Genomic DNA, 20,596 nt, shown 5'->3' with positions numbered 1-20,596 from the left:
TTGTGACTGAAACAGGGCTGTGCTTATAGTAAGCATAACCCTGTTTTGCTAAGTTTCAATTGCTGACTGGGGAAAATTTGTGACTACAAAACAAGATTACTGATTTCAAATTTCTCAGGCAGGAAAATCAAAGAAACGGATTGTAGAAGCGATTTCCATCAACAAAGGTCACATAAAGGGATACCAGTAAAATGAATGCGAATAGTATTAGGGTTAATACATCGATTTTTTGAAATGGGCGTGCTCTGTACCAGGTACGCTTTTTGTTTTTTCCAAATCCGCGCAGTTCCATGGCATTGCTAATAACTTCGATCTTATCGAGACTTGATAAGATAAGTGGCACGATAATCGAAGCGGCATTTTTAATCCGCTTGGGCAGTTTTTCTTTGCGTGACATATCAATCCCGCGAGCTTGCTGGGACATGGAGATATTGCGAAAATCCCGTTGAATATCGGGAATGTAACGTAACGCAAGCGCGACAGAATAGGAAATTCGGTAGCTGATGCCAATTCGATTTAAGGATGCCGCAAATTCACTCGGATTGGTGGTCACGATAAACAGAATCGCCGCAGGAATGACGGTAAAATATTTAAGCGTGACATTTAATTGATAAAAAAGTTGCTCGAGTGTGATCGTATAGCGCTCACTAATTTCAAACAACACATGGCTTGTCCCATAGATCTTGACCCCTTCTTGCGGCGAAAAGACATAGATTGCGAGATTATTAATCATGAGAAATAACAAAATAAACAAAAGGACAAAGGCGACTTCCTTTAGTTTTACCTTTGATACGATAAAAACACAGATACTAAATAGGAAGAGGAAGACCAAAATTCGTGTATCATAAGTAAGCATCGCGATTGATGACCAGATAAGGAAGCAAATCAGCTTGGTGACACCTGTAAGCCGATGGATTGGCGATTGTCGGTCAATATACGAAAGCATTTCTACTGCCATTTCTGCCTCACCTCTCTGTCATAAGCGATAAATCGATTAACAAACTCTTTCGGTTCGCTTATGCCCACCCGAGTTGCCAATTCAAATAAGGAAGTTTCCTTTAAGTTCGCCTCTATGATGAGTTTGGAATCCGCCAGAACATTGACTGCCGTGTCATCTGCTATTTTGGCCCCACCTGCAATCACAAGCGCACGCGGAGTATATTCAAGCATGAGATGCATATCATGGGTAATCATGATAATCGTGACCCCCTGACGATTTAGTTCCACCAAAAACTCCATAATTTCGGAATAATGACGGAAATCTTGTCCCGCTGTAGGCTCGTCAAGAATGATCACCTCCGGCTCTAAAACTAAGATCGAGGCGATGGTTACTCGCTTTTTCTGGCCAAAGCTTAACGCAGATATCGGCCAGTTACGGAATGGATACAGCCCACAAATCTTCAGTGTTTGCCAAACGCGCTCTTTTATTTCGGCTTCTGGTACACCACGGATAACGAGACCAAGCGCCACTTCATCATAGATCATCTGCTTAGAAATCATTTGATTCGGATTTTGCATGACCATTCCAATCCTTGAGGCACGCTCTTTAATGGTATCTTCGCTAATATCTTTACCACGGTAATAAATTCGACCTGAGCTCGGCTTTTCAAAACCACAAATCAATTTGGAAAGCGTCGATTTTCCGGCGCCATTTTTTCCGACGATACTGACCATTTCACCCTTTTCAATCGAAAAAGAAACACCATGAATCGTTTGTTGTTTTGGTGTATAGCCAAAAGTGATCTCCTTTAATTCTAAAACGGATTCTGTTTTCACTTTTGGAAGAGGGGGATCGACTTTTTCAAACCAGTCTATGAGTTGATCTTTGCATCCATCCACTTGAAAGGAATCGATATGAGTGGGCTGCATTTCTGCCGTAATTTCACAGCCAGCATATTTTGCTGCTTTCACATATAAGGGCTCACGGATGGAACATTCCTCCAAAACGGGTGAGGCTAATAGTTCATCAGGAGTCAAATCACTCACAATCCTGCCGTTATCCACAACGATGATGCGGTCAACTGGACAATGCAAGACATCCTCTAAGCGATGCTCGATGATCACGACGGTTTTGTTTGTATCTTGTTGAATTCGATCAATCAGCTCAATCGCATATTTTCCTGTCGCTGGATCAAGGTTTGCCAGTGGTTCATCAAATAAAAGAATCTCTACCTCATCCACCATGACGCCAGCGAGGGAGACCCTTTGCTTTTGTCCTCCTGAGAGATGATGCAGCGAGGAGTCCAAATAATGCTCCATTTCGACCATTTTCGACACTTCGGCCACCTTAGCAAACATTTGTGTTTGTGGGATACAATCATTTTCTAGCGCAAAAGCGATATCCTCGGCCACCGTAAGACCAATAAATTGACCATCAGGATCTTGGAGAACCGTCCCGACTTTTTTGGATAAGGAAAAAATGTCTAACTCCCTTACATCCTCGCCCATGATTTTCAAGCTGCCTGAAACTTCCCCTTTATAAGAAAAGGGAACAAGGCCATTGATACAATGGCCAAGTGTGCTTTTTCCAGACCCTGAGGGACCTACAATTAAGACCTTTTCCCCTTCATAGAGCGTTAAGTTAATGTCATGTAATGTTGGTTTCGCCTGACTTCGATATTGAAAGCTATAATTTTGAAATTGAATAACTGGTTTTTTCATATATCTTCTCCTAGTAGATCAGTGCATTTTTGTCTAATTAATCTTCCTTAATCAGACTGCCACTTTGACTGCGGCTTTTTGCATAGATAGCAAGCAGCAGCGTACCAAGGACGGCAACTGTCACCATGTTTAACCCGCCAGCAACAATCCCTTGTAAATAGACTTTATTCGCTGGTTCGGCATAAATGAGAACATCCAAGGATGGAGCAATCAGGAACCAGCCTATCGCTTGGGCGACGATTTGAATAACATTAAACAGAATGATTTTTTTAATATTAAAAATTCCTGATTCAATATTGATTTTCTTTGCTACAAGACCAATTAAGAAGCCAACGAATCCAGAAACGACTACCCAGCTCCACCAAGGAGTTCCGTAGAAGATGGCATCCTTTAAGGCATGGCCGATTAAACCTATCAATCCTCCGGCAATCGGTCCAAAAACAACGGCCATTAACGCTAAAAATCCATACGATGTGTCAAAATTTGTATTTGGCACTCCTGTTGGAATCGATGCAAATCTACCTAGAATGACGAATACGGCTGACCCAATCCCAATTGCCACGATGGTTTTTATTGATAACTGATTTCTTTTCATTTCCTCAACCCCCAAAGTATTTTTATAGACTATTTCATAAAAACTGTGTTTTTAGCTAATTTCAAACCCCGTAAAGTCATGTCATAGGTGTAAAATTCCACTTTACCAGCTACATTAACTGATATATCAGCGAATATTTCATTTTATCAGCGAATCTATGTCATTTATCAGTGGCTTTATGAGTTTTATCAGCGACTCTAAGTCATTTATCAGCGACTCTATGAGTTTATCAGCGATTCTAAGAAAACAACAATCTTTTAGAAATGAGCATTTTTATAAAATTAATTGTATACAATTTTAGGTATTTTGCGAATAGATATTTTCCAGGTGGCACCCGTTTCGATATGGTAGGCATTGGCAAAGGATCCTTGGTTAATCGCGACACCAATTTTATCAAGTGAATTCACATAAAGCAATGGTTCGCCTAAATGGATGTCTGCGAATGTTCGACCATACGTCATGATATTTTTATAAACTTGGCGGGTATCATTTTCAATCGTCACCTCAAAGGAATCTCCATATTCAGCCCCTAACTCTTTGAAGAGGACACGATCAATATTAGTCCATAAATTACCGAAGCGAATATCAAGAATATCAATATGCCCTGTGAGAACATGATTGGAAATGCTCGGATCAGCCTTTGGCAGTTCCACGACCGATTCAACAGAGACCTTTGAACCTACTTCCTCAAACGTAATTAAATTGGAAGCAAGTCTTGCCCCAGTATAAGCATAGACATCACGTCCGTGAAACGTATACGACTCTCCAGAGCGTGGTAAACGATTGATTGTTTCATCAATAATTCTCACTTCTTCTATACCAATACTATTTTTAATATGAGTGAGCGTTCCATTATCAGGAGTAATAATATAGTGGTTCAACGCTGTTTTTGCGACAATACTCCTGCGCTCCGATCCCACACCTGGGTCGACAACAGAAACAAACACCGTTCCTTCCGGCCAGTAAGAAACTGTCTGATATAATCGGTAGGATCCTTCCCAAATATGATACTGGGGAATGTCATGGGTTAAATCAAAAACCCGGATCGTTGGGTTCACGGAAATGGCCACACCATACATAGCACTGACGGCACCGTCACTTGTACCAAAATCAGTTTGTAAAACGAGATGATTATTCATTATATTTTCCTCCTTCTTTTTATATTCTTGCTTGGTACTCCTGAAAAAAGTCCTCGCTTTTCGTTCGAAGTATCGCATCTGAAAATTACTGACATAGTCAAAGAAATAAAATCCGAATAATTAAAAAAACCACGCCCCTATCTATTTCAAGCAAATAGATAAGGACGTGGTTTATATCCACGTGGTACCACCTTAATTTACTGTTTGTTCACACAAAACAGCCTCTGCAAGTACGAGAGCTTAATTGTTGCTCTATATACTGTGGTATGGATAACGAGTACCAAATCTCGTCGGAACCTACTATGATCTATTATGAACTTCCAATAGATCTTTTCAGCACGAAGCTCTGAGGCCATTGTTCAGATTCGTATTTTTGCTTCTTTTCAGCTACCGAAGCTCTCTGTGTAAAATAACATAATCCTACTTTTCCTCTTCAACGCTTTAAATCGTGTATATGATTTGAAAATTTAATCAAATTATATTCTGTAAAATCAAAATAGTCAAGCAAAAATCCAACAAAATCGAAATAGTTTTGTTTCGTTAGGAACGGGATGAAGCTATGGGCATAAGAATCTTTCACAACGAGAAGCTCCCCTACTTATGTATTCCTATAAATCTACATATCTTCTTCCATCATGTCGATGGATGATTAGAAGAATGATCATTTCTAAACTGCCTTTGGGTTAAACCTGTGTATTTTTTAAAGATTTTTATAAAATAACTTTGATCGTTGAAATTTAGCCACATGCTGATGTCTGAAATCGAATAATTTGTTAAAACTAACAGCTTTTTGGCTTCGTCTACTCGATGTCGTTGGATATATTCGCTTAAAGGTATACCCACTTCTTTTTTAAAAAGCGATGATAAGTAATTGGGACTTAAACGACACATTTCTGCAAGATGATCAAGGGTAATGTCGCCATAGAGATGGTTATATATATAATGTTGACAAGCGGTTATCGGTGCAGAATATTTTTCTTCATTTAATTGGTGCACACGATAGGTAAAATCACTAATGGCTTCTTCCGTTAATTTCAATATTGCTTTTAAGTTTCCTAATTCCTCGAGTTGTTGAATATAGTAATCACTTAAAGTAATGGCCGTTTCCTCGTTTAAGCCACCTTCAATGGCAGCTCTGCAAACAAGGGCAATTCCAGTTATCATTAAATTTTTTTCACTTCTTAAGCGATTCCGTCTCGACAATAACCCTAATTCTGCTTCACCGACAATGGAGTACTCGAAGATATCCTTTAATTTATCGATACGTCCGTTTTTGACATAATCAAGTAAAACCCGTTCATACGAAAGATTGGAATGAAAAATGAAATTCCTTCTTCCTTTTGAAAGCTCAAGGTCCAGATTCTCTGATTCAATTATGACGAGGTCCAACGGTTTGTTGTTTTCTAGGACAAACGTTTTATCTAACGTTTTATGATAAATCAAATAATAAACCATTAAACTAATTGTTAGGAGTTGATAATGATCAATAATGGGGATGGATTGATAGTATTCAATGAGATCCCTTTTATTGACGTTACCTTTAAAAGCATCCATGATCTTGGTAATATTTTCATCCAATATTGCTGACTCAAGGGCAGGTCCTACAATAATGGTACCTAAAAAATGATTTGTTTTTTTAAGATTAACAAAGAAAAAGTTCAAATTTGAATTCGAAAAGAAGATAGGATAATCATTTGGATCCTCTTCATAAGTATATACACTTATCTGTTCCTTGAACGGGACATAATAGTGATTACTCCGAAGGTCACTTCTTGAAAATTCGTATTCGAACTCACCAAATTGATTCATATAATAAACAGGTATTTGATGAACTTCAGAAATAAGCTGACAAATATATTGTAAATCTTCTTTGGATATATCCATCTATTTCATCTACTCCATTCACTTTTTGAAATCGGTTACACTATTTATTATTGACATTAAAAAAATACTATTATCCGTATGATAATACAATAAATATTCCTATATAAGCAATAAAATAGTGGATGTAAGAAATCTAAAACAAAGGGGAATTGAACATGGAATTAACAAACAAAATTGCTGTAATTACTGGTGCAGGAAGTGGAATTGGAAGAGCAAGCAGTTTGAAACTTGCTAGTAACGGGGCAACCGTTGTCTTAGTTGATTTCAATAAGGAAACAGGGGAAGAAACATTAAAACTTGTGAAAGAGCAAGGTGGAGAAGGCATCTTCGTTCAGGCTGATGTATCAAAAAGTGAAGATGTACAAAATTATGTAAATAAAGCAGTCGAAACATATGGACGTATTGATATATTTTTCAATAATGCAGGTATTATCCAAAAGTTCGCACCTTTCACTACAATAGAAGAATCCGAATTTGACCGGATTATGGACATCAATGTAAAAGGAGTATTCCTTGGATTGAAATATGTACTACAAGTGATGGACGAGCAAGGAAGCGGATCGATTATTAACACGGCTTCGACTGCAGGAATTCGTTCTGAATATAGTGTAGCTGTCTATTCTGCAAGCAAACATGCGGTTATCGGTTTAACGAAAGGTGCAGCATTAGAATATGCGAAAAAAGGAATCCGTATTAATGCGCTTTGCCCAGGCGGTGTTCAAACAGCTTTAACCGCTAGTGTTGCTGATCAGTTTGCAAAAGGTGGTTACATCCCAGAAGAGTTTTCAAATATGAGAATGGGCCGTTATGCTGATCCGAACGAACTCGCTGAAATGGTTGCTTTCTTAGCATCAGATAAAGCAAGCTATATGACCGGTTCCGTTGTACTTGTAGATGGTGGTTTAACTTTATAAGCTACATCGAGTAGGGGTCGTCATTTCTGAGAACATTCTTGTGATATGATGATAAAATAAATGGTAAAGAAGGTGCCTTCCATGATCACTATGCGGCTTAGAATATTTATAAGAAAACTTAGCTCCGCGCAAATGTATACGATGAAGCATTGCGTCAGGAGCTTAATCAGGAAGCATCATGTTTCCTCTATTCATCGGCAAATAGCTTGCTAAAAAAGTGTAGTATTACTATGCTTATTTGCGTATGACTATTTGCCGATGGATAAAAGATTAAAGGGCCATAGACAATGCTTTGTCTATGGCCCTTTGTTTTGGATATTTCTATACGTTTTCTCCGTATTGAAATGATATTTGTTGGATCTTTCTATGCAGCAAAACCACCAAAGCAAAGAGCTAGCGTCTAGTGACGCTGTCTCTTTGCTTTTTTTATTTTTAGGAGATGAGGAAAAAAGATGAGTTTACTTGAAGTCAGAAATTTAACACACAGCTTTTTAGACAAACCATTATATGATAAAGCAAGTTTTGATTTATACAAAGGTGAACATATGGGAATTGTAGGACAAAATGGCGCAGGGAAAAGTACGCTTATTAAAATATTGATGGGAGAAATCATTCCAGATAGCGGAATGATTAATTGGCATCCTACTATTCGTATTGGACATCTTGATCAATATGCCGAAATCAATGGAACCAAAACAATTATTGACTATTTGAAATCAGCATTTGCCAATTTATTTGAATTAGAAAAAAAACTGAATGATCTCTATCAAGAAATGGCGATTACAGGTAATTACAATCGAATGGATCATGCTGCAAAATACCAGGAGAAGCTTGAAACGAGTGATTTTTATTTAATAGAAAGTCACATCGATAAAGTGGTTTATGGCTTAGGGATTAATGCAATTGGCATCGATCGCCCCATTCAGGAGTTGAGCGGCGGCCAGAGAGCTAAAGTGATTCTAGCAAAGCTATTGCTTGAAAAGCCCAATGTTCTATTGTTGGATGAGCCAACAAATTTTCTCGATAAAGAACACGTGGATTGGCTTGCCAATTATTTATCAGTTTTCGATGGCGCTTATATTGTTGTATCCCATGACTATGATTTTTTAGAAAAAATATCTTCTTGTATATGTGATATTGAGTTTGGAACAATCAAAAAGTATGCGGGGAAATACTCAGACTTTCTTCGTCAAAAAGAGCATTTGCGAGAAGATTATACCCGACAATACGTCGCTCAACAAAAAAAGATCGAAAAGACGGAAGAATATATTCGAAAAAATATTGCTGGAATTAATACCAAGATTGCTCAAGGACGTCGGAAGCAGCTTGCAAGAATGGAACGAATGGCTCCACCAGGGTTCACTCATAAACCGACCTTTAACTTTCAGGAAGTTTCACTTTCCGCACAGGTGGCTCTCAGGGTACATGATCTTGAGGTCGGTTACGAGAAACCCCTTTTGCCCAAATTGAATTTTTCTGTTTCAGGTGGGCAAAAGCTTGTGATTACAGGCTTTAACGGAATTGGAAAATCGACATTACTAAAAACACTCGTTCAACGTATTTCAGCTGTCGCAGGTAGTTTTCGGTTTGCAGAATCAGTAAAGATTGGTTATTTCGAACAAGATTTAAAATGGGAAGATGGAGCTAAAACACCTCTCCAAATTATCTCAGATTTTTATCCTAACTTGGGCGTGAAGGAAATTCGAAGTCGATTGGCTCAATGTGGTGTAAAGAATACTCATACTACCCAAGCAATTGCAACACTAAGTGGTGGCGAGCAGTCAAAGGTGAAATTATGCCTGCTCACCCTCTCGTCTTGTAATTTTCTCATTTTGGATGAACCAACCAATCATTTAGATTTGGAAACAAAAGAATCTTTACAAAAAGCATTAATTCACTTTAAAGGCAGTGTATTACTTGTTTCGCATGAAGAAAAATTTTATCAAAAGTGGGCGAATCGTTTTCTAAATATAGAGGATGACATAAAGTGAAGCTCCATTTATTCATATTTTAAACAGTTAAAAGTCCCTTAGACGTAAGGGACTTTTTTCATTGTGGGACAAATCTTGTTCAATTAGCCCAAATTAAACCTTTCATCAACCCTTCCAACTTCAACCCCTGCATCATTCTTTATGATTGATGGCTTTAAATCTCTTAATCTAGTAATCGTTTCTTTGTTTTTGTAACCAATTTGCTCAAGAATAGAGGCTACAATATTGGGCCAGACATCTTCTGAACCATTCAACACTTTAAGGGCAAATCCAAGTCTTTCATTTTTTAAACCGAAGCAATACACACCCTGAGCTCCACCTTTTGCTACGATATTTTCATCTTGGAGTAAAAGGGAACATATAAATTGTTTTGAAGCAATCATGAAAGGATGTTCATTCATAACACTAGTCATTTCAATTACTGCTTTTTGTAGGACGGAGTCCTCAATTAAATCAGGGCAAGCTAATTTTAAGTACGTAATTGCCATGTTTCTTAGCGGAATCGCAAACACAGGGACACCACATCCATCTTTTCCAATGGTAATCTCGGAAATTGGTACTTCAGATAATGTTGAAAGGATTTTTAAAATTTGTTGTTGCAGCGGATGATCCACTTCCCAATAGCCTTCAATAGGATACCCAAACTCCCGACAGATTGTGATAAAGCCCATATGCTTACCTGCGCAGTTATGATAAAGTCTCCTTTTAACCATGTTCTTTCTTAACATTTCCTCTCTTGGTTTCACATTTAATGGATATGCATGAGGACAAAACAATTCGTCTTCATTGACAGGTAATTTCTTTAACATCGATTCGAGTGCATCTATATGATAGGTTTCTCCTCTGTGAGACGCTGTAAACAAGGCTGCTTCTTCCCTTGTCAGACCATATTTAGTTATTACATTCGCTAAAAATACAGGAATAGCTTGGATTGGTTTTGCTGCAGATCGATAATACGTGTAATGATCCTGATTTCCCACCTGGTATGATGTTTCTAATCGATCATTTACACCACAAACCATTCCAATGTGAACATTTTCAACCAATCCAGCCCTTGTTTCTTCCACTAAGGTTACGTAATTCAACTCATTCATCTCCTCGTTGCAAAATAGAAAATCCACTGACTACTCAATATTTAATAGCAAATTTTGTGCCTGAATGGCTGCCCCCAGCACAACTCCACGATCACTTAACTGTGAATAGACGATTTTCACACTTTCTTTTATTGGCTCCCAAATATACAATTCACATTTTTGTTCAATTGCTTCTTTTATTTCAGGCAGTTTTTCGATGGTATTCCCACTCAGAATAATTACCTCAGGGTTGTACAGACATAATATATTGCTGATTGCAAGAGCTATATAAGTCGATGTTCGATCCAATATATTGATGGCCCACGATTCTCCATTTCGGTAGGAATCGAATACATCATCAATCGAACCTATCTCTTTCACTTTCCTACTATCCGTAAGAATTGCACCCTCGGATATATAGGTTGCAAGACATCCTACCTTCCCACAGTGGCAGACATTCCCAGTTGGATCAATAACCGTATGACCAATTTCACCAGCATTATTTGTTTCTCCACGGTATATTTCACCGTTTAGAATAATGGCCGACCCGATACCAGATCCAATCCCGACTAGGACAGCATTTCGAGAATCCTTTGTCATTCCCTTAAAATTCTCTGCCACTATTTTCATTTTCAACTCATTATCAACAATGACATCAAATTGGGTGAGTTGTTTCAGGTCATCAGCCAGGTTTACATTTTTCCATTTTAGTTGATCTGAAACCATTACAACGCCTTTTTTATAATCAATTAATCCCGGTAACCCTACTGCAATTCCAATAATTTTTTCAGTAGGAATACGATTTATATCAATCAATACCTTCAAATTCAAATTTACTTTATCCAGTGTTTCATTGTAATCTTCAAATGCCTCTCTCTCTACGCTCTTCCAAGCAACAATTTCCCCAACATAATTGACGATGCCAATTTTTATGATTAACTTATCTAACTCTATCCCGATTGTATATAGAACATCATCACATACATCAAGTAATGCAGCTTTTCTCCCTACTCCAGAAGTAACTAATTCCGTTTCTCTTACATACCCTTGTATATGTAATTCGTTTACAATTCTCGTTATAGATGTTGGACTCATACCAATTACTTTTGCAATCTCCATTCTTGAAATAGGCGATTGATTTCTGATGATTTCAAGGACTAAGTTTTTGTTTTGTTTTTTCATTAAAAGTTGATCTTGTTTCTCCATTTATTTACCTTCTTTTTGCATTATTTTGATTTGCTACTTAAAAAATCATGTTAGTTCTCACTTTCGAAAGAACAAACATCATTCTTTAAATCCACCATCCTAAAGAGAATCCATTAACTAGATTCTCTTCATAGGATGTGCTTTTAAAGCTGAAAAACAAGTCTAGGCCTAATTAACTATTATACGATTCTTTTTTGAATGTTTTAATAAATTCTATCGCCTCAGAGATATCTTTGACCGGGCTCGTGCCAACCTCTCTTTCAATCGTTAAATATCCGTTAAATTGAATTTCTTGTAAGGCTGCAAAATATTTTGGAAAGTCGACCGCACCTTTACCTAGTGGCACTTCTCTAAAATACTCACCAGAAGCAACCATTTTAGCGATTTTTTCATGATCTGTACCACCCCCATAGCCAAGAGCACCATAGACATCACTAGGATTTACTGGTTTTAATCGTATCCCATCCTTGACGTGGGTATGGACGATATAATCCTTGAGCAGCTTCACACCTTCAACAGGATCATCACCAGTGACCATTACCATATTTGCCGGGTCGAAATTTACTGACACTCCATTTGTACTTAAGCTATCTAAAAAGGACTTTAATCTTGAGGCGATTTCAGGGCCCGTTTCGATCGCAAAGTAGGCATTCATCCTTTTGGCATAAATCCCCAGCTCCTCACATGCAAGTTGCATGGTTTCATAAATAGGACTTTCCTTTTCCTCCGGGATAATGCCGATATGTGTGGTCACGATATTTGTCCCTAGTTCCATCGCAAGATCCAAAATCCGTTTTGATTTTTCAATTTTCTCCTGATTTTGTTGGTAATCCTGGAACCCATGACCGCCTAAATCACCACAAAGTGCAGAGATCTCTAATCCTAATGACTCGATATACGATTTTAACTCCTTTCGTGAGGTCGTGCTTAAATTCCGAGGATCCATTTCACCGGCGACAGCATAAATTTGAACACCATCGGCACCCATTTCTTTGACTGCCTTTAAGCCTTCACGAATGGGTAATCGGAGACTATCAACTATCACTCCAATTTTATTTGTCACTTCTACATTATGCATGAGTTAAAATGTCACCTCTCACTTCTTCTGAGGCTTCATAAATACCAGCTAAAATTTTCATGATTTCAACACCGTCTTCAACCGGGGCTTCTGGTTTTGTCCCTGACAAACAGCAATTCACAAAGGAATCAATTTCATTTTGAAACGCATTTGAAAAATCAAACGTTAGCTGATCAATCTGTGGAGAAATATTTAGAATTGTGTCATTTTCTTCACTGATCAATACTAACTGCGGCTCTAATTCAGCACCACCTTTTGTTCCAAATAATTTCACTTGTATTTCATCTTTCTTAGCATGCAGGGTAAAAGAAACATCTACTAGCAAGGAAGCACCGTTCTCGAATGTAATGAGAGCATTGGCTAAGTCTTCAACCGTATTTTTGTCTTTATCATAGTCAGCCGCTTTATAAAAGCGTAAATTCTCTACGTTCCCACGATTTCCAAGTTGACGATAAGTGTTCCCTGAGATTGACTTCACTTTTGGGCGCCCCATTAAATACCAACAAATATCAATGATATGTACTCCAAGATCAATTAATGGGCCGCCGCCAGAGCGTTCTTTATCTGCAAACCACCCGCCAGGATTTCCAAGGCGGCGTAAGCATGATGCTTTGGCATAATAGATTTCTCCTAATTTCCCATTATCAATAAAGGATTTTAAAACTTTCGTGTTCGTTGCAAATCGTCTCACAAAGCCAACCTGTAATGTTTTTTTATATTTACGCGTCGCCTCTTCCACCTTTAATGCTTCTTCCACCGTCATCGCCAGCGGCTTTTCTACTAAAACGTGTTTGCCGCCTTTTAAGGCAGCAATTGAAATTTCAGCATGAGTATTATTCCATGTACAAATACTTACCGCATCCACATGAGGGTCATTAAAAATTTCCTCCAAAGAGTCATACACCTTTTCAATCCCGTACTTCTTTGCTTTTTCTTCCGCTCTTTCTTTTGAATAATCATAGACGCCGTATAACAGGGATCTTGGGTTGTTCGCATAAGATTGAAGATGCATATCGGAAATCGATCCAGTTCCAATCACACAAACTCGTAAGCTATCCAACATTCATTCATCCTCTCCGTTTTGTTATAGATTACTGCACTTTGTCACTCCTATGCAGTGTTATAAATTACTTCACTTCATCCCACAATCGTCTTACATTATCCATCCCTATTTTTGAACCAAGTTTGCAATCTTCCATTCCTTCAAACTCAACCGTTAAGTAACCATCATATCCTGAGTTTTTAACTAATTTCATAATCTCACGAATGTTTAAATCGCCGTGGCCGACAATGGCTCCACGCAAATAGTTTTCATTGACGGTCCTGAACCAAACTCCGTCCCCAGGGTTTTCATAGTAAGGACGAATATAAAAATCCTTAAAATGAACAGTTGCCGCATATTTTATATTTTTCTTCACCCCTACTAATGGATCTTCATCGATACAAAGAAAATTCCCAACATCAAGTGTCGTTTTAAAATTTTCACGGTTCACTGCATGAATAACACGTTGGACACGATCACTAGATTGAACATTGAAACCATGATTTTCAATTGTTGTCGTAATACCGAATTGTGCTGCATAATCAGCAATCAGTTGGCTGCCTTTTACAAATTTCGAGAAATGCTTATCAAAATAATGAATCGTCATTTCTTCTGGTTGTAAAGTAAATGCTGTGACATCATGACGCATAATCTTAATCCCTAAACGATTCACGATATCAACATGTTTTTTTAGACGTTCCACTTCCTCATTGAACTCTTCTTCAGTCTCCTGAACAAAATTTGCCGGCAACGAATAAGCTGACAACTCAATACCTGCTGTTTCCGCTTTTTTCTTTATTTGATCCGCTAATTCTACATTATCTACAACAGTAAAACCGTATGGTACGATTTCCATATGTTCTCCACCGTTGTCTGCAATCCATTGGATAACATCTAATACCGTCATTGTTTCTTCTCTTAGCTCTCTCACTAAACTATACGTACTTAATCCTACTTTCATTGATATCCTCTCCTATTATTATTTTTGAAAATCTACGATTCTATTAAATGACAAGCAACGAAATGGTCTGCAGTTGGTCCTTTTTTAACTGGAGGTTCCATTACTTTACAAATATCCATAGCAACAGGGCAGCGTGTATGAAATCTGCAGCCAGTTGGAGGATTAACCGGACTAGGTAAATCTCCTTGTAAAATAATCCTTTCTCTTCTTAACCTCGGATCTGGAATCGGGATGGAGGATAATAATGCTTTTGTATAGGGATGCTGTGGGTTAGAAAATATCTCCTCTTTTGGTCCTGACTCGACAATGGTTCCTAAGTACATAACCCCGATATGATCACTTATATGCTCAACAACACTTAAATCATGGGATATGAATAAATAGGTTAACTGAAATTCGGCTTGTAAATCCTTCAATAAATTTAGGATTTGTGATTGGATCGAAACATCTAATGCAGAGACTGGTTCATCAGCGATAATCAACTTTGGCTTCATAATGAGTGCCCGTGCAATTCCAATGCGCTGTCGTTGACCACCGCTGAACTCATGGGCATATCGATGCGCATGGTACTCACTTAAACCAACGACTTCTAAAATTTCAGATACTTGTTTATTCCGTTCAGCCTTTGATAGCTTCGTATGAATAGCGAGTGGTTCGCCTACGATATCGCGAACCTTCATTCTAGGATTTAGCGAGGCATATGGATCTTGGAAAATCATTTGTACTTTTTTCCTCATTGCTTTTAACTGAGATTCTTTCCTTTGCGAGATTTCTTCTCCGTCAATCCAGATTTCACCCTCACTCGGTGCAATTAACCGCGAAATCAGTCTCCCTGTCGTTGATTTCCCACAGCCACTCTCGCCAACAAGGCTAAACGTTTTCCCTTCTGGAATCAGGAACGACACATCATGAACGGCTTTTAATAGTTTCTTTTTTCCAAACATGCCATCAGGAATGGAAAATGACTTCCTTAGCCCAGATACCTTTAAAAGAGTATTAGACACAAATGTCCCCCCTCTCCTCTTTGTATAGCCAACAACTACAAGACCTGCCATTTTCTAATTTCAGATCAGGCGGCTCTTCCTGATAACAGATAGGCATGACATTGTTACATCTTGGAGCAAATTTGCACCCTTTTGGTAAATTACTTGGATCAGGGACATTTCCTTTAATGGAGTCCAGTTTCTCCTTTTTTTGACCAAGCTTTGGTACAGAACCAATTAATCCCTTTGTGTAAGGATGTTTTGGACTTTCAAATAACTCGAATACATCTGCCTCTTCAACAACTCTTCCAGCATACATAACCACCACACGATCACACATCTCGGCTACAACACCTAAATCATGAGTAATCAAAAGCACAGACATATTTTCTTTTTGTTGAAGCTGTTTCATTAAATCCAATATTTGTGCTTGGATGGTGACATCAAGTGCCGTCGTCGGCTCATCTGCTATTAACAGCTGAGGATTACAGGATATGGCCATTGCAATCATGATTCTTTGCCTCATACCACCGGATAACTGATGTGGAAACTCGTTGATGATTTCTTCTGCTCTTGGAATGCCTACTTTTTTTAAAATAGAAACGGCATGCGCTTTTGCCTGTTTCTCTTTTAAGCCTAAATGTAGGCGAATAGGCTCCAGTAACTGTTCCCCAATTTTCATCACGGGATTTAATGATGTCATCGGTTCTTGGAAAATCATCGCTATTTGTTTTCCACGAATCTTTCTCATATCACTCTCAGATATATTCGTTAAATCCTGATCATTAAATTGAATCCTGCCACCGCTTATTTCTCCACTCGTCCCTTTAAATAGTTTCATGATTGATAGTGATGTTAAGCTTTTTCCACTCCCAGATTCACCGACAAGCCCGAGAACTTCACCCTTATTAATGTGAAAGTTAACACCGTGTAAGATTTTTAATGCTTGTTTATCCTTCGTGAATTCGGTTTCAAGCTTTTCTATCTGTAGCAGCTTCTCCATCCGATCAAACTCCCTTATTCATTCTTCGTTTTTGGATCCAACACATCTCGCAAGCCATCGCCCACTACATTAAAGGCCAACACGGTTAAAAAAATGGCAATACCGGGCATCATGACTACATGTGAAGATGTCCCTAAATAATCACGTCCAAGACTCAACATCGCTCCCCAATCCGGTGTTTCAGGACTTGCCCCTAGACCAAGGAAACTTAAACTAGAGGCAGCTAAAATCGCTGTTCCGATTCTCATCGATATAAATACGATTAAACTACCAAGAGTTTCAGGAAGAATATGTTGAAACATAATCCTAAAATGTGAGGCTCCCATTGATTTGGCTGCCTCTACAAATACCGTTTCTTTTGCCTCAAGGGTGGCTCCTCTTACCAGTCTCGCAAACGATGGGACACTAAAGATAGATACCGCTATCACCACATTATTTAAGCCCGGACCTAAGATGGCGACAATGGCAATCGCTAATAATAAATCGGGAAAAGCAAACATCACGTCGCTTGACCTCATGATAAAGCGATCTAACCAACCACCGAAATATCCACTTATAAGTCCTAGAATTGTGCCAACGATGGCTCCCAAAAATACAGAAAGAAAGCTGACACTCAGCGAAATTCTAGAACCTACTAGTAAGCGGCTAAAAATATCTCGGCCATATTCATCGGTACCTGCGAAGTGTTTACTACCAGGTCCTTGCAACATGGAATTATAATCGGGTTTATAGGGATCATATGGTGCGATGTAAGGCCCAACAACTGCAATGATAATCAGCAATAGAATAAAAAAACTTGCCCACAATGCCGTCTTTTGCCTTTTCCAATTCTTCCAAAACTCTTTGAGTGGTGAATACTTTTTTTCTGTGATGATGGTGTTGCTCTGATTTACGGTCTTAGATAATTCCATGACTACCCTCCTCTAAGCAACGTAGCGGATTTTAGGATTGAGAAAACTATAGAGAATATCAACTAATAAATTGACAAGTATAAATTCAAGGGAAAACAGTAATAGTTCCGCTTGTATAACCGGGTAATCCCTAAAGGCAATCGAATCAATTAATAAACGACCCATACCAGGAAAACTAAAGACCGTTTCGACTACTACAGATCCGCCTAATAAAAAGCCGAACTGGAGACCAGCAATGGTAACAACAGGAATTAACGAGTTTCTTAATGCATGTTTTGGAATGACAACAGACTCCTTTAATCCTTTCGCACGTCCAGTTCGAATAAAGTCAGCTTTGAGCGTTTCTAGCAATGATGACCTTGTAAAACGGGCAAGCATGGACATGATTCCTGCACCTAACGTTATCGAAGGTAAAACATAACTTTTCCACCCTTCTGCTCCGCCGGTTGGGAACCATCCTAGTTGAACGGAAAAAATTTGAATGAGAATTAGCCCTAACCAAAAACCAGGTAAAGAGATTCCGGAAACAGCCGTAACCATCCCGAAATAATCCGGCCATTTATTTTTAAAAACGGCCGATAGGGTACCTATCAGTAAACCGATGACCAAAGCCCAGACCATGCTAAATAATGTCAAATAAATGGATGGCATAAATCGATCAACAAATAGGTCCATTACTGGTAAGCCAGTTTTTAGCGATGTACCTAAATTACCGTGAAATAAATGGTTCATATAGGAACCATATTGTTCCCAAATTGGTTTATCGAGCCCAAGCTCAGCTCTAATGATGGTTACCTCTTCTAACGTCGCATCCTTGCCGGCAACTAAACGTGCAGGATCGCCTGGAATTAGGTGAGTGAAAAAGAAGATTAAGATCGAAACGATGAATAGGATAGGAATCATTTCAAGAATTCTTTTAATAATATATTGGAGCAAAGCAGATAACCCCTTTCTAAGAAAAGCGTAAGCGCCCGTTTAGCGGCGTATGGACTGGAGTGCTTCGACTGAGATAAAGGAAAATCGAAAAGCGTAAGCGCCTTGCACAGGGGCGACAGGCATAAGACGAGCCGGCGAGAAGGCTGCTTTTTAGCCTTCTTGACGGATTGGCTTATGACCCAGAGCCCCTAGGCGCTGCAGCTAGACAACACGGAGAGCGTAAGCGATCCGATGTTGACTTATCGTAGGGAGAAGAGCGAAGTCCACTAGCCGCTGGGCGCTGGAGCTGGACAATTCTCAAAGTCAAAATTTTATACTTTCTTATCTTCTAGAAAAGCTGACGGTGCCCAGAGCTAGACAGCTATCAAAACTTTCTGATAAAGAAGGAAGCATCAGGAACCATCCCTCCGCCTCCTTTTTGATTTACTTAATATTTGCGTTAGTTACATCAATTCCGCCATCAGGAGAAATGGCCACACCTTCAACATTTGTTCTCTTACCTGCTAGAATTTCATCAACGCCAAGGAAAATCCAAGGAGCATCTTTGTAGATTGTAGACTGAATATCACCATAGATTTCTGCCTGTTTCTCTGGATTTGCCGTTTTATTAACTTCCTCAATCCATTTGTCTACCTGCTCATTTTTATAATAGGCAGTATTGGCTCCATTTGGAGGGAATGAACCTCCGTAGAATAACGGCTTCGTTGCATTGGTAGTATCAGAAGGATAGGCTGACCAGCTTACGTACCACATCTGTAACTTTGCTTCTTCAGGTGTTTTTGCCCCGAAGATTTGGTCTGATAGGGTACCTTCTTCCATTGATTTAATTTCTAGGTCTACACCTATAGCTTTTAGTTGCTGCTGGATAAACTGCATACCTTTCATGGTATCGGAGTTTGTGTTCCCCCATATTTCCGTTTTAAAGCCTTTTTCATATCCAGTTTCTTTTAACAACTGTTTTGCTTTTTCTATATTTTGCTCATACACTTCCTGCTTTTTATAATAAAGTGTTTTACTAGGAATAGCCGAGTCTAACGGCAACCCAAATCCAGCGTTAACAACATGAATAAAATCTTTCTTACTTACTGCATAGTTCAATGCTTGGCGAACACGAGGGTCATTAAAAGGTTTTTTCATCGTGTTAATCGATACATATCGAGCGATAGTAGAAGGGATTTTTTCAACCTTAATAGTATTATTTCCCTCTAACTCTTTTATGTTTTGACTTGGTAATGGATAGATGACTTGAGCTTCACCTGTTTTTAACATAGCTACACGTGAGCCATTTTCTGGAACCGGTTTATAAGTGATTTTCTTTACCCGGTCCGCTTTATTCCAGTAATCGTCAAATCGTTCAACTGTTAAATGATCTCCCTGAACCCATTCAACAAATTTAAACGGGCCCGTACCAACTGGGTTTTTACCAATTTTATCTTTTCCTTCTGCTAGCAGCTTAGGACTAAGAATCTTCGCTGATGAAAATCTTGTTAACATTCCAGCATAAGGTTCTTTTAAAGTTACCTTCATTTCATAATCATTGATAATCTCAATGTTTGTTATAAGATTAAACCCGCGGCTATTTAAACGGAGGCTATCGTCCTTCATGATTCTTTCATAGTTAGCTTTCACAGCCTCAGCATTAAATGCTTCCCCATCATGGAACTTTACACCTTGCCGTAGTTTAAATGTGTATTCCAACGCATTTTCACTGACACTATAATCTTCAGCTAATTTTTTTATTATTTTCCCTTCTGAATCAAATCCCAATAGGCCTTCAAGCATAGCTGACTGTACAGAGTTAGAATTGGTATCTCCTGTATTATGTGGATCCATTGAAATGAAGTTTTCATTGACAGCGATAACCATTTCTTTGTCACCTTTTTTGCTACCGTCATTCTTTTCCCCACCACTTTCTTTACTAGAACATCCAACTACCAACACTGTCGAAATAACAACTAACAACAGCATTTTCCAAAAATGTGCCTTGCTCAATTGATTTCCCCCTTTGTTTTTTGTTTTTTTCAGGTGTTTTGGTCTGGGTGGAACCCTTCTCTGCTATATCCCTGAGTAAATATGATTATAATCACTCCTATCTCCCCTTGGATTAAGAATCCTAGATAAGAGTAATCTTAAATCCTAGCAATAATTTTGTTCATGGTATTAACAAATGCTATAAAAAACTATTATTTTTCTTTATTTTTTATTAGATTACCTATTAA

At 38.5% G+C, this 20,596-nt stretch carries 17 protein-coding genes and 1 other annotated feature; of the genes, 2 read left to right on the top strand and 15 right to left on the bottom strand.

Going from position 1 to position 20,596, the window contains the following annotated elements:
* Positions 1–127: 127 nt before the first annotated feature.
* The 5 genes from M5A78_RS06270 to M5A78_RS06250 form a co-directional block, all read right to left on the bottom strand.
* Positions 128–958, bottom strand: a complete 831-nt coding sequence (locus tag M5A78_RS06270; RefSeq protein WP_248734432.1) for an energy-coupling factor transporter transmembrane component T family protein — start codon at positions 956–958, stop codon at positions 128–130.
* Complete coding sequence (locus M5A78_RS06265) at positions 949–2,661, bottom strand: ABC transporter ATP-binding protein (RefSeq protein ID WP_248734431.1); 1,713 nt, start codon at positions 2,659–2,661, stop codon at positions 949–951. Before M5A78_RS06265 ends, M5A78_RS06270 begins: the two co-directional genes overlap by 10 nt.
* Before the next feature lie 37 nt (positions 2,662–2,698).
* Complete coding sequence (locus M5A78_RS06260; RefSeq protein ID WP_248734430.1) at positions 2,699–3,256, bottom strand: ECF-type riboflavin transporter substrate-binding protein; 558 nt, start codon at positions 3,254–3,256, stop codon at positions 2,699–2,701.
* 281 nt (positions 3,257–3,537) lie between these two features.
* Positions 3,538–4,395, bottom strand: coding sequence for an SAM hydrolase/SAM-dependent halogenase family protein (locus M5A78_RS06255; protein ID WP_248734429.1), 858 nt, complete (start codon positions 4,393–4,395; stop codon positions 3,538–3,540).
* A gap of 157 nt (positions 4,396–4,552) precedes the next feature.
* Positions 4,553–4,841: a binding site (T-box leader), on the bottom strand.
* 187 nt (positions 4,842–5,028) lie between these two features.
* Positions 5,029–6,279 (bottom strand): helix-turn-helix domain-containing protein, encoded by a 1,251-nt coding sequence (locus tag M5A78_RS06250; RefSeq protein ID WP_248734428.1) that lies wholly within the window; start codon positions 6,277–6,279, stop codon positions 5,029–5,031.
* A 155-nt stretch (positions 6,280–6,434) separates the two neighbouring features.
* Here M5A78_RS06250 and M5A78_RS06245 point away from each other — a divergent pair, with 155 nt between their 5' ends.
* Both M5A78_RS06245 and M5A78_RS06240 read left to right on the top strand, forming a co-directional pair.
* On the top strand, positions 6,435–7,193 hold the full coding sequence (locus M5A78_RS06245) for an SDR family NAD(P)-dependent oxidoreductase (RefSeq protein WP_248734427.1): 759 nt from the start codon (positions 6,435–6,437) through the stop codon (positions 7,191–7,193).
* Positions 7,194–7,645: 452 nt separating this feature from the next.
* Positions 7,646–9,184 (top strand): ABC-F family ATP-binding cassette domain-containing protein, encoded by a 1,539-nt coding sequence (locus M5A78_RS06240; RefSeq protein WP_248734426.1) that lies wholly within the window; start codon positions 7,646–7,648, stop codon positions 9,182–9,184.
* An 83-nt stretch (positions 9,185–9,267) separates the two neighbouring features.
* Here M5A78_RS06240 and M5A78_RS06235 read toward each other — a convergent pair whose 3' ends face one another.
* From M5A78_RS06235 to M5A78_RS06190, 10 genes are all read right to left on the bottom strand, one after another.
* On the bottom strand, positions 9,268–10,269 hold the full coding sequence (locus M5A78_RS06235) for an asparaginase (protein WP_248734425.1): 1,002 nt from the start codon (positions 10,267–10,269) through the stop codon (positions 9,268–9,270).
* Positions 10,270–10,308: 39 nt separating this feature from the next.
* Positions 10,309–11,463, bottom strand: coding sequence for an ROK family transcriptional regulator (locus M5A78_RS06230; protein WP_248734424.1), 1,155 nt, complete (start codon positions 11,461–11,463; stop codon positions 10,309–10,311).
* A gap of 172 nt (positions 11,464–11,635) precedes the next feature.
* Positions 11,636–12,541: a sugar phosphate isomerase/epimerase family protein gene (locus tag M5A78_RS06225; RefSeq protein WP_248734423.1), complete on the bottom strand. Its 906-nt coding sequence runs from the start codon at positions 12,539–12,541 to the stop codon at positions 11,636–11,638.
* Positions 12,534–13,601 carry a Gfo/Idh/MocA family protein gene (locus M5A78_RS06220; protein WP_248734506.1) on the bottom strand — a complete coding sequence of 356 codons (1,068 nt, stop codon included), beginning with the start codon at positions 13,599–13,601 and terminating at the stop codon, positions 12,534–12,536. Before M5A78_RS06220 ends, M5A78_RS06225 begins: the two co-directional genes overlap by 8 nt.
* 67 nt (positions 13,602–13,668) lie before the next feature.
* Positions 13,669–14,544, bottom strand: coding sequence for a sugar phosphate isomerase/epimerase family protein (locus M5A78_RS06215; RefSeq protein WP_248734422.1), 876 nt, complete (start codon positions 14,542–14,544; stop codon positions 13,669–13,671).
* A gap of 32 nt (positions 14,545–14,576) precedes the next feature.
* On the bottom strand, positions 14,577–15,548 hold the full coding sequence (locus tag M5A78_RS06210) for an ABC transporter ATP-binding protein (RefSeq protein WP_319942257.1): 972 nt from the start codon (positions 15,546–15,548) through the stop codon (positions 14,577–14,579).
* Positions 15,541–16,530, bottom strand: a complete 990-nt coding sequence (locus M5A78_RS06205; protein ID WP_248734421.1) for an ABC transporter ATP-binding protein — start codon at positions 16,528–16,530, stop codon at positions 15,541–15,543. Before M5A78_RS06205 ends, M5A78_RS06210 begins: the two co-directional genes overlap by 8 nt.
* 14 nt (positions 16,531–16,544) lie before the next feature.
* A complete protein-coding gene (locus M5A78_RS06200) occupies positions 16,545–17,441 on the bottom strand; it encodes an ABC transporter permease (protein ID WP_248734420.1) in 897 nt (298 codons plus the stop codon).
* 12 nt (positions 17,442–17,453) lie between these two features.
* Entirely contained in the window at positions 17,454–18,377 is a 924-nt protein-coding gene (gene nikB, locus M5A78_RS06195) for a nickel ABC transporter permease (protein ID WP_248734419.1), read from the bottom strand.
* Between the two features lie 423 nt (positions 18,378–18,800).
* A complete protein-coding gene (locus tag M5A78_RS06190) occupies positions 18,801–20,345 on the bottom strand; it encodes a glutathione ABC transporter substrate-binding protein (protein WP_406603672.1) in 1,545 nt (514 codons plus the stop codon).
* Positions 20,346–20,596 lie beyond the last annotated feature (251 nt).

It is taken from the genome of Neobacillus rhizosphaerae, assembly GCF_937468385.1.
GTDB lineage: Bacteria > Bacillota > Bacilli > Bacillales > Cytobacillaceae > Neobacillus > Neobacillus rhizosphaerae.
Note: the sequence above shows the minus strand (reverse complement) of the source record. Positions and strands in the feature narration are given on the sequence as shown.

Excerpts from the sequence above, each read along its gene's own strand:
- M5A78_RS06230 (WP_248734424.1), bottom strand. The coding sequence starts at position 11,463 with ATGGAGAAACAAGATCAACTTTTAATGAAAAAACAAAACAAAAACTTA.
- M5A78_RS06240 (WP_248734426.1), top strand. The coding sequence starts at position 7,646 with ATGAGTTTACTTGAAGTCAGAAATTTAACACACAGCTTTTTAGACAAA.
- M5A78_RS06200 (WP_248734420.1), bottom strand. The coding sequence starts at position 17,441 with ATGGAATTATCTAAGACCGTAAATCAGAGCAACACCATCATCACAGAA.
- M5A78_RS06255 (WP_248734429.1), bottom strand. The coding sequence starts at position 4,395 with ATGAATAATCATCTCGTTTTACAAACTGATTTTGGTACAAGTGACGGT.
- M5A78_RS06190 (WP_406603672.1), bottom strand. The coding sequence starts at position 20,345 with ATGCTGTTGTTAGTTGTTATTTCGACAGTGTTGGTAGTTGGATGTTCT.
- M5A78_RS06205 (WP_248734421.1), bottom strand. The coding sequence starts at position 16,530 with ATGGAGAAGCTGCTACAGATAGAAAAGCTTGAAACCGAATTCACGAAG.
- M5A78_RS06225 (WP_248734423.1), bottom strand. The coding sequence starts at position 12,541 with ATGCATAATGTAGAAGTGACAAATAAAATTGGAGTGATAGTTGATAGT.
- M5A78_RS06215 (WP_248734422.1), bottom strand. The coding sequence starts at position 14,544 with ATGAAAGTAGGATTAAGTACGTATAGTTTAGTGAGAGAGCTAAGAGAA.
- M5A78_RS06250 (WP_248734428.1), bottom strand. The coding sequence starts at position 6,279 with ATGGATATATCCAAAGAAGATTTACAATATATTTGTCAGCTTATTTCT.
- M5A78_RS06265 (WP_248734431.1), bottom strand. The coding sequence starts at position 2,661 with ATGAAAAAACCAGTTATTCAATTTCAAAATTATAGCTTTCAATATCGA.
- M5A78_RS06270 (WP_248734432.1), bottom strand. The coding sequence starts at position 958 with ATGGCAGTAGAAATGCTTTCGTATATTGACCGACAATCGCCAATCCAT.
- M5A78_RS06245 (WP_248734427.1), top strand. The coding sequence starts at position 6,435 with ATGGAATTAACAAACAAAATTGCTGTAATTACTGGTGCAGGAAGTGGA.
- M5A78_RS06260 (WP_248734430.1), bottom strand. The coding sequence starts at position 3,256 with ATGAAAAGAAATCAGTTATCAATAAAAACCATCGTGGCAATTGGGATT.